This window comes from Bacillus sp. FJAT-47783 (assembly GCF_022808615.1).
GTDB lineage: Bacteria > Bacillota > Bacilli > Bacillales > Aeribacillaceae > Bacillus_BZ.
Map to the genome: position 1 here is coordinate 253,935 of NZ_JAKZKS010000001.1, position 12,263 is coordinate 266,197.

Annotated in this window: 15 protein-coding genes; 1 reads left to right on the forward strand and 14 read right to left on the reverse strand. The window is 38.0% G+C overall.

All coding sequences use genetic code 11. From position 1 onward, the window contains the following. Window positions 1-20: 20 nt before the first annotated feature. The 10 genes from panD to MLD65_RS01320 all read right to left on the reverse strand — a co-directional run bounded on the left by panD (window position 21) and on the right by MLD65_RS01320 (window position 7,902). Window positions 21-404, reverse strand: a complete 384-nt coding sequence (panD, locus tag MLD65_RS01275; protein WP_243290035.1) for an aspartate 1-decarboxylase — start codon at window positions 402-404, stop codon at window positions 21-23. 11 nt (window positions 405-415) lie between these two features. Then, complete coding sequence (gene panC, locus MLD65_RS01280; protein ID WP_243290036.1) at window positions 416-1,264, reverse strand: pantoate--beta-alanine ligase; 849 nt, start codon at window positions 1,262-1,264, stop codon at window positions 416-418. Next, complete coding sequence (gene panB, locus MLD65_RS01285; protein ID WP_243290037.1) at window positions 1,261-2,100, reverse strand: 3-methyl-2-oxobutanoate hydroxymethyltransferase; 840 nt, start codon at window positions 2,098-2,100, stop codon at window positions 1,261-1,263. The genes panC and panB overlap by 4 nt, the downstream gene beginning before the upstream one ends. Before the next feature lie 262 nt (window positions 2,101-2,362). Continuing rightward, window positions 2,363-3,346: a biotin--[acetyl-CoA-carboxylase] ligase gene (locus tag MLD65_RS01290; protein WP_243290038.1), complete on the reverse strand. Its 984-nt coding sequence runs from the start codon at window positions 3,344-3,346 to the stop codon at window positions 2,363-2,365. Beyond that, on the reverse strand, window positions 3,316-4,524 hold the full coding sequence (locus MLD65_RS01295; protein ID WP_243290039.1) for a CCA tRNA nucleotidyltransferase: 1,209 nt from the start codon (window positions 4,522-4,524) through the stop codon (window positions 3,316-3,318). Before MLD65_RS01295 ends, MLD65_RS01290 begins: the two co-directional genes overlap by 31 nt. Next, window positions 4,499-5,662 (reverse strand): N-acetyl-alpha-D-glucosaminyl L-malate synthase BshA, encoded by a 1,164-nt coding sequence (bshA, locus tag MLD65_RS01300; protein WP_243290040.1) that lies wholly within the window; start codon window positions 5,660-5,662, stop codon window positions 4,499-4,501. The genes MLD65_RS01295 and bshA overlap by 26 nt, the downstream gene beginning before the upstream one ends. After that, entirely contained in the window at window positions 5,659-6,381 is a 723-nt protein-coding gene (bshB1, locus tag MLD65_RS01305) for a bacillithiol biosynthesis deacetylase BshB1 (protein ID WP_243290041.1), read from the reverse strand. The genes bshA and bshB1 overlap by 4 nt, the downstream gene beginning before the upstream one ends. Next, window positions 6,374-6,772 carry a methylglyoxal synthase gene (mgsA, locus tag MLD65_RS01310; protein WP_243290042.1) on the reverse strand — a complete coding sequence of 133 codons (399 nt, stop codon included), beginning with the start codon at window positions 6,770-6,772 and terminating at the stop codon, window positions 6,374-6,376. The genes bshB1 and mgsA overlap by 8 nt, the downstream gene beginning before the upstream one ends. 11 nt (window positions 6,773-6,783) lie before the next feature. Then, the gene (dapB, locus tag MLD65_RS01315; RefSeq protein WP_243290043.1) at window positions 6,784-7,566 is read right to left on the reverse strand and encodes a 4-hydroxy-tetrahydrodipicolinate reductase; all 783 of its coding nucleotides are present in this window, start codon (window positions 7,564-7,566) and stop codon (window positions 6,784-6,786) included. Window positions 7,567-7,569: 3 nt separating this feature from the next. Then, complete coding sequence (locus MLD65_RS01320) at window positions 7,570-7,902, reverse strand: nucleotide pyrophosphohydrolase (protein ID WP_243290044.1); 333 nt, start codon at window positions 7,900-7,902, stop codon at window positions 7,570-7,572. A 238-nt stretch (window positions 7,903-8,140) separates the two neighbouring features. On the opposite strand from MLD65_RS01320, the gene MLD65_RS01325 reads away from it, so the two are divergent. Further along, window positions 8,141-9,007, forward strand: coding sequence for a YitT family protein (locus MLD65_RS01325; protein WP_243290045.1), 867 nt, complete (start codon window positions 8,141-8,143; stop codon window positions 9,005-9,007). Window positions 9,008-9,076: 69 nt separating this feature from the next. Here MLD65_RS01325 and ypjB read toward each other — a convergent pair whose 3' ends face one another. The 4 genes from ypjB to qcrB form a co-directional block, all read right to left on the reverse strand. Next, complete coding sequence (gene ypjB, locus MLD65_RS01330) at window positions 9,077-9,865, reverse strand: sporulation protein YpjB (RefSeq protein WP_243290046.1); 789 nt, start codon at window positions 9,863-9,865, stop codon at window positions 9,077-9,079. 241 nt (window positions 9,866-10,106) lie between these two features. Continuing rightward, complete coding sequence (lhaT, locus tag MLD65_RS01335) at window positions 10,107-10,700, reverse strand: lipoprotein heptaprenylglyceryl N-acetyltransferase LhaT (protein ID WP_243290047.1); 594 nt, start codon at window positions 10,698-10,700, stop codon at window positions 10,107-10,109. 66 nt (window positions 10,701-10,766) lie between these two features. Continuing rightward, window positions 10,767-11,534 (reverse strand): menaquinol-cytochrome c reductase cytochrome b/c subunit, encoded by a 768-nt coding sequence (locus MLD65_RS01340; RefSeq protein ID WP_243290048.1) that lies wholly within the window; start codon window positions 11,532-11,534, stop codon window positions 10,767-10,769. Between the two features lie 52 nt (window positions 11,535-11,586). Continuing rightward, complete coding sequence (gene qcrB / locus MLD65_RS01345; protein WP_243290049.1) at window positions 11,587-12,261, reverse strand: menaquinol-cytochrome c reductase cytochrome b subunit; 675 nt, start codon at window positions 12,259-12,261, stop codon at window positions 11,587-11,589. Window positions 12,262-12,263: the final 2 nt, after the last annotated feature.

Below are 12,263 nucleotides of genomic sequence, written 5' to 3' on the forward strand. Positions count from 1 at the left end.
GTAAGAAAGGGGATGTTTACTTACACAATCGTCATCGGCTGTTCTTGATCTAATAGCTCAACAATTTCATTTTCGTCATTCATGATCGCTACTTTTGGTTTATGTTCATGAAGACGATCCTCACTTACTAATTTATAAGAAATAATAATAACGACATCTCCCTCTTGAACGAGACGCGCTGCAGCACCATTTAAACAAACGACTCCGCTCCCGCGTTCCCCAGAAATAACGTAAGTCTCAAAGCGAGCACCATTATTATTATTAACAATTTGCACTTTTTCATTCGGTAATATCCCAACTGCGTCCAAAATATTTTGATCAATCGTAATACTACCAACATAATTTAAGTTCGCTTCCGTCACACGTGCTCGATGAATTTTAGCACTCATCATCGTACGATACATGGTGATTCCTCCTATTTGATTTCAAATGTGATGTTATCAATTAAACGTGCTTTCTTATACCTAACTGCTAATGCGATAATAATCGTTCCACAAATTTCATCCATCTCTTTAAGCTCTGGATACGAATACATTTCTATATAATCGATTTTTCCTGTAATCTTTTTTTCCAAATAGGTACGTATACGCTTGATTACTTCTTTTGGATTTCGCTCTCCAGATAAAACGATTTCCTTCCCATAAAGCAAAGAGTGATATAAGCTCGGCGCCTCCTCTCGTTCATGTGGAAGAAGTCTCACATTTCGTGAGCTTTTCGCTAAACCATCTTCTTCTCGTACAGTTTCGACTGGTACTAACTCAATTGGAAAGTTGAAATCCTCAATTAACCCATGAACAACGGCAACTTGCTGTGCATCCTTCATCCCAAAATAGGCTTTATTCGGTTGCACTAAATGAAATAACTTCGTTAATACGGTCGCAACACCATCAAAATGGCCTTCACGATGTTTTCCACATAAAACATTTACCCGTTTTGTTACATGAACCGTAACAGAGGGTTCACAAGGATACATCTCTTCTGTTGTAGGGGCAAACAAGACATGTACACCTTTCTCTTCTGCTAGTTTCATGTCTCGTTCTAAATCTCTTGGGTATGTTCCATAATCTTCATTTTGACCAAATTGTAGCGGGTTAACGAAAATACTTAATACAACGATTTTATTTTCCGCTTTTGCTTTTTCAATTAACGTTAAATGTCCTTCATGCAAAAAACCCATCGTTGGGACGAAACCGATCGTTTTTCCATTTTGTTTATATGTTTGAATGAGTTCCTTTAAGTGTTCACATTTCGAAACAACGTTCATTTTGACCTTCCTCCATATAAGCCCGAAAGTGCATCTTCTGTCATTGTAAACGTATGTTCCCGAGCAGGAAAATCACGTTTTTTAACATCTTTCACATAATGACTAAGAGCATGTGTGATCGTTTCATTCACTTGTGAATACTGCTTAACAAATTTCGGTATGCGTTCAACTCCATACCCAATGACATCATGATAAACGAGAACTTGTCCGTCCGTATCATTCCCTGCCCCGATCCCAATTGTCGGGATTTTCAGACGAGTCGTTATTTCTTTCGCTAATTGATGTGGAACACATTCTAAAACAAGGGCAATCGCTCCAGCTTCCTCCACCCGTTTGGCGTCTTCTAAAAGACGAGCGGCACTTTCTCTATCTTTCCCTTGTACTTTATACCCTCCAAGCACACCGACAGCTTGAGGTGTTAAACCGAGATGAGCGACAACTGGAACCCCAGCTTGTGTTAATGCACGTATGACATGAAGAACATCTCCTGCCCCTTCAACTTTTACAGCATTGGCTCCACTTTGTTGCATAATGTTCATCGCATGTGTTAATGCTTGTTCAACTGATATGTGATAGGACATAAATGGCATATCGGTTACGACAAACGTATTTTTCGCTCCACGTTTAACCGCTTTTGTATGATGAATCATATCTTCGACCGTTACCGGTATTGTTGAATCATAGCCGAGCACGACCATCCCTAATGAGTCTCCGACTAAAATCATATCCACATTAGCTTGTTCTACTAATTTACCAGAAGGATAGTCATAGGCTGTCATCATGACAATCGGCTCTTTCTCACGCTTCATTTTCATTAATTCAGTTCTTGTTAACATGATAATTCCCCTCTCTCTTCTTTACTTAGAGGGAATGATTGACACCGAGCACTATGGCGATTCGTATAAAAAAATCCTTCTTCATTTGAGAAGAAGGATTTTGACATACGTATCCTATCGGCTTTTCATCCCTCTGTCCCAGTCCGTTTGGATCAAGGCAGAATCCATTTTTCATTTTTTCTTGAATTTCAGATGGTGTAGTTCCAACTGGATACTACCCAATGTTAGTATAGCAGAAAAAGAAGAAAAAAACATGTTTTCTTTAATCATGCATATCAATATCAGCTGAATAAATTTGTTTCACTTTTCCAGATTCTGTTTCAAGTAATAGTACACCTTCTTCATTAATACCAATTGCTCTTCCGATGATCGTACCGGATAACGTTCTAGCTGTAATCATTTTGTTTAAACTGATCGAGTAGCTTTCCCATAATAATTTTATAGGTTTAAAACCGTGTTCCAAATATTGATGATAAAGCTTTTCAAAGTTCATGAGTAGTTGTTGAATAATACGTGCCCTTGAAATGTGTTCACCTTTTTCAATCGCAAGAGATGTCGCGATCGATTGAATTTGTTCTGGAAAATGTTGCTTCTTTTGATTGACATTTATTCCTATTCCAATGATTACAGAATGGACTTGGTCAGCCTCTGCTTGTAATTCCGTTAATATTCCAACAACTTTTTTTCCGTTAAGTAAAATATCATTTGGCCATTTAATAGAAGGGGACAGTCCAGTAACCTCTTCAATCGCTTGGACGATGGCAACTGCTGCTAACAATGTAAGCTGCGGTGTACGCTGAATGGAAATTTTCGGTCTTAATATGAGACTCATCCAAATACCTGTTTCTTTTGGAGAATACCAAACTCTTGCCATCCTCCCCCTTCCTCCAACCTGCTCATCACTTACGACGATGGTTCCTTCCTTCGCACCTTGACCTGCTAACTGCTGAGCGATCGTTTGGGTAGAATCAACACTTTCATAATCATGAATGACACGTCCTAATCGTTTCGTTTGTAAACCTAGTTGAATTTCGTTTGCAGAAATTTTATCTGGCATCTTGATAATTCGATACCCTTTTTTCCGAACAGCTTCGAGTTCATATCCTTCTTTACGAAGTTCTTCAATATGCTTCCATACTGCCGTTCTTGAACAACCAAGCACATCGCTTATTTTTTGACCGGACACATAGTCTCCCTTTGCCTCCGAAAAAGCTTCTAAAAGCTTTCGTCTAATTTCTGATTGCAAATTTTGAGCCACTCCTTTAATTGATCTTTTTCATTTTTTAACTGCCGGGATACTACGAGACGTTCAAGTTCACCGATCGTTTCCTTCACCCATGGCCCCGGCTTTAGCCCCATTATTTGTGTAATGTCACGTCCATTTAAAACGAGCTCACGACGATTTTTAATCGGGAGGTTCGCGTACATTTCTTTTAGCCTTTCGAAGTTCTCAACATCAGATTGCTTCAGAATGAGCTGACGAACACGTTCAATGCAAAGAGCATCTTCTATTCCTGTTTCATAAAGTAAAAAGTCATTCCATCCATTATTTAATAATTTGGGAAGAATCATTAGAGCCTTCTGTACATGCTTTATTCGTTTTACTGGCAGCTTCCAACTACGTAAAAACGATTCCACCTCTTGAATATTCAATACATACGAAACGAACGTCCAAAGTTCATTTTGATCTTGTAACGAAATGGAAAATGTAGCCAATTGTTGAAGCTCTTTCTTCCTCTCACCTAATCCTGGCAAATGTTTATAAAGGTTTGTACAAATCAATAATTGTAATCCTTCACAAACATTTGGACCTTTTAAAAGCTTTTCAAATTCAACTGCTTTTCGTTCGACCGAAATATTGTGCAATAAATGATGGGTATCTTCAATTGCTTGCTTCGTGTCTGGATGTAAAGTAAACCCTAATTGAGATACGAAGCGAACGGCACGTAACATTCGAAGGGCATCTTCCGAAAACCGATGTTCAGCTTTCCCGACCGTTTCAATCGTTTTAGTCTTTATCGCTTCTTGCCCTTGAAAATAATCGATGATCTCTCCGTCTGCTTTCATCGCCATCGCATTCATCGTAAAATCTCTTCTTTTTAAATCCTCTTTTAAAGACGAGATAAATGTAACAGCACTCGGTCTTCGGAAATCAGTGTATTCTGATTCCTGTCTAAATGTTGTCACTTCAAACGGCTTCTCGTTGTATAAAACAATAATCGTACCGTGCTCGGCCCCAACATCGATGGTTTTACGAAAAAGCGCTTGAATTTCTTCTGGTTTTGCCGATGTAGCGATATCAACATCACCGATTGGCCGCCCTATTAATAAATCGCGAACAGAGCCCCCAACGAAATACGCCTCATAGCCGTTTTCTTCAAGCTTATCGATAATTCCTTTAGCTTCTAGAAATAAATGTTTCATGACAAACCTCTTCACCTAACAGTTCAAAATAAATCTTCTCATACTGTGAAACAATTTTCGCTGAATGGAATCTTTCCGAAACGACAACTTTGCCTTGATGAGCCATTCGTTGATGAAGTACTTCATCTGAAAGTAAAGAAATAGCTTTATCGGTCATATCATCTATGTCACCGACTTCACAAACAAAACCTGTTTTGCCGTGATCAATCACTTCTGGAATCCCTCCGATATTTGTACCAATACACGGCACACCACATGCCATCGCCTCAATCAAGACAAGGCCGAAACTTTCTTTTTCGGAAGGAAGAATCATTACATCACTTAATGAATAGAGCTCATCTAAATTTTCCTGTTTGCCGAGGAACAGTACATGCTCTTGTAAATCCAATTTTTTTACAAGCTGATGAACAGCTGTCATTTCAGGTCCATCGCCGACAAGTAATAATTTCGCTTTAACATGCTGTAACACGCGTTTAAATGTTTCGACAACATCCGAAACACGTTTTACTTTTCGAAAATTCGATACATGGATCATTACTTTCTCATTTGCTTGAATTCCATACTCCTCTTTCAAATGTTGAACATTTTTTTTCGTATAGATTCGCTCATCAATAAAATTGTACACCGTTTCAATTTGTTGATTCGGTTCTAATAATTGATACGTTTCTTTAGCTAAAGCATTCGAAACCGCAGTTACACGGTCAGATGACTCAATTCCATATTTAATCGCATTTGATAATGAAAGATCATGTCCTAAAACGGTTATATCTGTACCGTGTAAAGTCGTGACAATTTTGATGTTGCCATTAACCATTTGTTTTGCTAAAGAAGCACATACTGCATGAGGCACTGCATAATGAGCATGTAAAATATCGAGCTTTTCGTTTTCAATCACCTGTGCCATTTTACTAGCTAACGCAATATCATAAGGCGGATATTTAAAGACGGAGTATTGATTCACTTCGACTTCATGATAATAAATGTTGCAATACACTTTATTTAATCGAAACGGAATACTGGATGAAATAAAGTGAATTTCATGCCCTTTCTCAGCTAGTAACTTTCCAAGTTCTGTCGCCACGATGCCTGATCCCCCAACAGAAGGATAGCATGTAACGCCGATTTTTAATTTTCTCATCCTTCATCACCAATTAAGTCTTGATTTAATATTATTGGGTTATTCGTGATAAACCCTTCTGCATATGGAAGTCCCCGTTCTTTTCCAAATAATCGTTCTCTCGCTTCAACTGTTTCGATATATCCATTGACTAAAGGCGTGTCAACTGTTTCATCGGATTTTATAAATTGACTTTTATAAGCTTTTAAGCTATTGAGTTTTTCATCCATCGTTTCGGTAATATCAATTAAGAAATGGGGGCGGTGAAATCCATTAATCATGTAATAGTAAACAGCCTCTACTTTATGAGCGTTTTGCTTGTTCTCATCTTCAAACTTGCGAATTCCACTTGAAAAAACAGCTTCATCTACTAATTTTGCACACATCCCATGATCTGGATGACGGTCTTTATAATATGGCGCAAATACAATGCGCGGTTGATACTTTCTAATGACCGTTACGATTTTTTTTATGTATGTTTCATTCATCATGAGGCCGCGGTCTGGTATATCTAAATTCAGCCTCTTAGATACGCCAAGGATTCGGGCAGCTTCTTTCGCTTCTTGTTTACGAAGAGGGACTGTTCCGTTTGAAGATAGCTCAGCTTTTGTTAAGTCACAAATCACAATTCGAAATCCTTTTTTTGCATATTTGGCAATCGTTCCACCCATGCCAATTTCAACATCATCAGCATGGGCTCCAAATGCTAATATATCACATTTATTCATTATTCTACTCATGAACAACTTCTCTCCATTTTAAATCTCCACGCTCTAGTCCCCGGATTAACATTTCAGCTGTTCCCATATTCGTCGCTAAAGGGATTCCATAAACATCACACAGCCTGAGTAATGCAGAAACATCCGGCTCATGCGGTTGAGCCGTTAAAGGATCTCGGAAAAATAACACCATATCCATTTCATTATTCGCAATAAGTGCACCTATTTGTTGGTCTCCGCCTAACGGGCCAGACTGAAAGCGCTGAATCGATAATCCAGTCGCCTCTTGAATGCGCTTGCCAGTCGTTCCTGTTGCAAATAGCTCATGCTTTTCTAAAACATGTTTATAGGCAATCGTGAACTGAACGATATCATTTTTCTTTTTATCATGTGCAATAAGTGCAATTTTCATAAAAAATCCCCTTATTCCAAAATATTTTCTAATCCATAGACGAGAATATCTAGCTTCATAACCGTTTCAACCGAAAGTTTCACACCTGACATAAAGGAAGCACGATTGTATGAATCGTGACGAATTTTTAACGTTTGACCGTCTCCGCCGAACAATACTTCTTGATGGGCAACGAGTCCTGGTAAACGAACACTATGGATCCGAATGCCATTCATGTCACCACCCCTTGCGCCTTCCATTGTTTCTTTTTCATCTGGGTGACCTTGCTTTTTCGGCTCGCGAACTTCTGAAATCATCTCAGCTGTTTTCACGCCTGTACCTGAAGGTGCATCTAGTTTTTGATCATGATGCATTTCTATGATTTCAACATCTTGAAAATATTTTGCTGCCATTTGCGAAAACTTCATCATTAAGATAGCACCTATTGCAAAGTTAGGTGCAATAATTGCGCCAATTCCTTTTTTCTCTGCTAGTTCTCTTAGCTCTTGTAAATCGTTTTCTGTAAATCCGGTCGTCCCAACTACTGGACGGACACCGTGTTCAAGCGCAAGCCTCGTATGTATTTTCCCAGTTTCAGGCGTTGTTAAATCAATTAATACATCTGGTTTCGTTTCTAAAAAGCATTCTTTAGCATCTGAATAGGTGTATACATCGGTTTCTTGAAACTTTTCACCATTGTTGATACGATCAATAACACTAACTAACTCGAAGTGCTCTGTGTTTTGTACGAGCTTTACTGCTTCAGCCCCCATTCTCCCTCTTGGGCCCGCGATAACAACCTTTACTTTATTCATTGTTTACACCTCTTCTTTTTTTGTCCATCTATTTTTATCTCTTGTCTGGAATTTGTCCATGACGAGATTATGTGCTGTTTCTAAGTCGATGTTTAATGAATTAGCTAAACAGATTAGAACAAATAATAAATCCCCGATTTCTTCTTCAATAGCTTTTTCTTTTTCCGTTTTCTTTTTCGGCTTTTCTCCATAATAATGGTTGACTTCTCTTGCCAGTTCACCTAATTCTTCCGTTAAACGAGCAAGCATCGCTAGTGGGCTAAAATACCCTTCTTTAAATTGACCGATATATACGTCGACTTCTTCTTGCAATTGTTTCATCGTTTTATCTTTCATCTTGTCCACTCCTTGTACTTACTCTTACATGTTATATAATTGCTTAGCTTTTGACAAATTAAAAATCTTACATTTGATAAAACTTTCGATGTTTGTCAAACGGAATCGTTTTCAACTATAATAAAGTGAAACTTTCTTCAGAGGGAACACAGAATGAAATTTGGCAGTTATCGTTTCGATATAAAGAAACGGTAGCTGCCCGTTGTGTGAAAAAAGCTAATCATTTGGGGGTGTGTGAATGTTTCAAGTAAAATTTAAAAATATTATATTCATTTTAATTGGATCGGCCATCTTCGCTTTTGGGCTCGTTCACTTTAATATGCAAAACAATTTAGCTGAAGGTGGATTTACAGGGATTACGTTATTATTATACTTTTTATTTCAAGTAGACCCTTCCATTTCGAACTTATTATTAAATATTCCGATCTTTTTTATTGGCTGGAAACTGCTCGGTCGCAATACATTTATTTACACGATTATCGGAACGGTCTCCCTTTCCGTTTTTTTATGGATTTTTCAAAGAAAGCAAGTTGAAATTCCTTTAAATGAAGATATGACGTTAGCAGCACTTTTCGCAGGTGTCTTTATCGGGGTAGGCCTTGGTACGATTTTCCGATTCGGAGGTACAACTGGTGGTGTCGACATTATCGCAAGGCTCGTCCATAAATATATAGGTTGGAGTATGGGGAAAACGATGTTTTTGTTCGATGCATGTGTCATCCTTCTCTCCTTGTCCTATTTATCGTACCGAGAAGCAATGTATACGCTTGTCGCTGTCTTCGTCGGAGCAAGAGTTATTGATTTTATGCAAGAAGGCGCGTATGCAGCAAAAGGGGCGACAATTATTTCAGAACAAAATGAGAAAATAGCGGAAACGATTTTAAAAGATATGGATAGAGGTGTGACAATTTTAAAAGGGCAAGGTTCCTTCACGAAGCAAGACCGTAACGTTTTATACTGTGTTGTCGGTAAAAATGAACTGTTTAAACTAAAACAAGTCATCACATCCGTTGATCCACATGCATTTGTTGCTGTCAGTGATGTACACGATGTGTTAGGTGAAGGTTTCACTCTCGATGAAAATAAAAACCCGATAGAAAGATAGTTAAACTTTGTTACAAAAAACAAACAGGCTTGGAGAATTTTCTTCGAGCCTGTTTTTATTGTTGAAGTTTTATTTGTTATGATCCTTTGATGGCACTTTTCTTGTTTCTGCTTTATATTTACGCCAGCCCGCATATGTTAAGGCTAAAAATATAATGCTTCCTGTTGAAATAATGACCCAAATGAGAGAAGGATCTGTATCGTCTTCATTTGCACGATTAAAAATATCCTTTAACGCATCTTCCATCGCCACTAATTGTTGGAACCTCGTTTGTTCAGTTATTTCGGAATACATCGAATGTTCAATAGCCGAAATATGTGTTTCTACTCGTTTTATGTTTTGATCTTTCACATCTACTGTCAAACTTGGATAAATGATGCCGTATAAGGAGATAAAGTTTTCCCATTCTTGTTCAAAAGCTGTTAAATCTCCTTCTTCCATATTACTTTTCAACTGTGAAAAAGTCGTCATAATCGGCTCTTCCATCGTCCCCCACAGTGGTTGATGCTCAGAAATCGTCGCATCTACTACTAAGCGAAATTGTGTGACCGCTTTTACTTTCTCTTCATCCGTTGCTTCTTCATTTACCATTGTTTCTAATGCATGATGCTCTGACGAGTGAATGGCTTTTAGTTCGTCCACCGAATATTCATTATCGTTTAAGGATATTTCGTTTAACTGTTCATGAAAATATTGAAGCAACTGCTCACTTTCCGTAAAACGATTTTGCTTTGCTAATTGCCACGCTACATTTGAAATTTGGTCAAGTTTTTCCCAGTCCGTTTCCGTATATGAATGAGAAACGGATGGGATGAGTAGCATTATGAAAACGAAGAATATCCATAAGATCTTTTTCATACTTGTCCCTCCTATTACTTCTAGTAATAGTTATGATTGAGCGGACAAGAGTAGACCAAACTTTTTATTAGAAAAGCACAAGGCTCCTTGCTTTGCCTCAGATAAAAAGTCCTTACGACGAAAAGGCGCTTTTTTCCTTTATGGCATCACGTTTTTATCTCAAGAAGGGAATAGATGCCGCTGAACATAAAAAATATGCACAATTTTTAGAAAAAATCAACCGATTATTCTAAAGGTAAAATTAATAAATAGAAAGCTTTTTTGCTTTTGTTGATAAAACTACTTTATAGGCAAGGAATATCGATAAAATACTTAACCAAAATGTAAAATAACCGATCGGTTGCATATATTCATTTAGTACACTGTAACGCGGCATCATACCGAAAACGTAATCGATCATTTCATTATGTATCGTCCATAATCCAGCGATAATGAGGTGAGTTTTTCCAAACCGATAGTAAGGTGAATAGAGTAACCCTTGAAGAGCCATTCCTAAATGGGAGAATATAAGCATCCAGCCAGCAAATGAATATGTCTCAGTTTCCACAAAAACTAAAATGTTCATGACGACTGCCCATATCCCATACTTAAATAGTGTAATAAGCGCTAACGCCTCAAATAATTTTGCATTTTTCTTGAATAAAAACCCGATTAAAACAAATACAAAAAAAAGACTAGCTGTCGGACTATCCGGAACGAATGGAAGAAAGTGTATAGGTGTTTCTTTTAATTGATATCCATACCATATGTATCCGTAAATCGTTCCAAATATATTAATACTAAGCATCATCCAAAGAAATGGTCGTTCTTTAATGATGTAATGTATCCAATTCATCCTTTACACTCTCCATCTAGATGATAGTTGACTATATGTAAAAAAGCTGACATAACGTCAGCTTTTTTACTTAGATGTTACATTAGCAATAAATTCTGATAGTACTTGTAATTCTTCATCCGTACCTTTAAATACGCCTGGTGGCATGTTTCCTTGACCTTCAACAGCAATTTTTGAAATTTCTTCAGGTGTTAACCCTGTATCCACTAGACTTGGTCCAGCTGCTCCACCTTGAAGGTTATCACCGTGACAAGAAATACATCCTTGGTCAGAATATACTTTATAACCATCGGATTCTGTATCGATTTCAGCTTCCGCTTGAATTTTCCCTTGCTCAGCCGCTTTTTCCCAGTCATGTTGTACAACAGATTCCCATGTTAGGAAAATAGAAGAAGCAAGTGCAAGTAACATCATCCCTACAGCTATAGGACGCTTATGTGGACGACGTTCAGGACCACGGTCTAAAAACGGTGCAAGTAATAATGCACCAAATGCTAAACCAGGCATAATGATTGCACCAATTACTGTATAAGGGCCAGATGCATATGAGTATTTTAATAGCTGATATAAGAATAAGAAATACCAGTCAGGTAATGGAATATATCCAGTATCAGTCGGATCTGCAACACGTTCTAAAGGTGATGGATGGGCAATCGTTAAACATAAATAACCGATTAAAAATACGGCACCAACCATCCACTCTTTTAATAAAAAGTTTGGCCAGAACGCTTCCGTTTTTCCTGGGTATTCCGAATAATCTTTAGGAATATTAGGCTTTCTTTCAGCACTAACACGTGAGTCACCAACAAATTTCATACCTTTTCCGCGATGCATAGTTTCCCCTCCTTTGTAAGGTGGTTACCGGTATTTGATCCACCCGTCATTTTTATAGTGGACCAGAAATACCTTGTTTACGAATCATTAAGAAGTGAGCAGCCATTAAGCCAAATAATGCTGCTGGTAAAAAGAATACATGAATTGCAAAGAAACGAGCTAATGTTTGAGCACCGACAATTTCTTCATGCCCTGCAAGTAGCACTTTTACTTGAGTACCGATTAATGGTGTAGCTTCCGCAATTTGCAAGCCTACTTTTGTTGCGAATAACGCTTTCATATCCCACGGTAATAAATAACCTGTAAAACCTAAACCTAACATAACGAAGAAAATTAATACGCCTACAATCCAGTTTAGTTCACGAGGCTTTTTATAAGCACCTTGGAAAAATACGCGTAATGTATGTAAGAACATCATCACAATAACTAAACTCGCTCCCCAGTGGTGCATTCCGCGAACGATTTGTCCGAATGCTACTTCGTTTTGCAGGTAGTATACAGACTCCCAAGCATTTTTAATATCAGGTACATAATACATGGTTAAGAACATCCCCGATAACACTTGGATAACGGTTACGAAAAATGTTAATCCGCCAAAGCAGTAAACAAATGCTGAAAAGTGGTGAGCTGGGTTAACGTGCTCCGGTACCTCATGGTCGGCAATATCTCGCCATAAAGGCGTAATATCTAAACGCTCGTCTACCCAATCATAAATTCTGTTAAGCATTT

Bases quoted from the DNA above. Each gene is read 5' to 3' on its own strand.
- panB (WP_243290037.1), bottom strand. From the start codon at position 2,100: ATGTTAACAAGAACTGAATTAATGAAAATGAAGCGTGAGAAAGAGCCG.
- panD (WP_243290035.1), bottom strand. From the start codon at position 404: ATGTATCGTACGATGATGAGTGCTAAAATTCATCGAGCACGTGTGACG.
- bshB1 (WP_243290041.1), bottom strand. From the start codon at position 6,381: ATGAGTAGAATAATGAATAAATGTGATATATTAGCATTTGGAGCCCAT.
- MLD65_RS01340 (WP_243290048.1), bottom strand. From the start codon at position 11,534: ATGCATCGCGGAAAAGGTATGAAATTTGTTGGTGACTCACGTGTTAGT.
- MLD65_RS01320 (WP_243290044.1), bottom strand. From the start codon at position 7,902: ATGAAAGATAAAACGATGAAACAATTGCAAGAAGAAGTCGACGTATAT.
- MLD65_RS01295 (WP_243290039.1), bottom strand. From the start codon at position 4,524: ATGAAACATTTATTTCTAGAAGCTAAAGGAATTATCGATAAGCTTGAA.
- bshA (WP_243290040.1), bottom strand. From the start codon at position 5,662: ATGAGAAAATTAAAAATCGGCGTTACATGCTATCCTTCTGTTGGGGGA.
- panC (WP_243290036.1), bottom strand. From the start codon at position 1,264: ATGAACGTTGTTTCGAAATGTGAACACTTAAAGGAACTCATTCAAACA.
- qcrB (WP_243290049.1), bottom strand. From the start codon at position 12,261: ATGCTTAACAGAATTTATGATTGGGTAGACGAGCGTTTAGATATTACG.
- MLD65_RS01325 (WP_243290045.1), top strand. From the start codon at position 8,141: ATGTTTCAAGTAAAATTTAAAAATATTATATTCATTTTAATTGGATCG.
- dapB (WP_243290043.1), bottom strand. From the start codon at position 7,566: ATGAATAAAGTAAAGGTTGTTATCGCGGGCCCAAGAGGGAGAATGGGG.
- ypjB (WP_243290046.1), bottom strand. From the start codon at position 9,865: ATGAAAAAGATCTTATGGATATTCTTCGTTTTCATAATGCTACTCATC.
- mgsA (WP_243290042.1), bottom strand. From the start codon at position 6,772: ATGAAAATTGCACTTATTGCACATGATAAAAAGAAAAATGATATCGTT.
- lhaT (WP_243290047.1), bottom strand. From the start codon at position 10,700: ATGAATTGGATACATTACATCATTAAAGAACGACCATTTCTTTGGATG.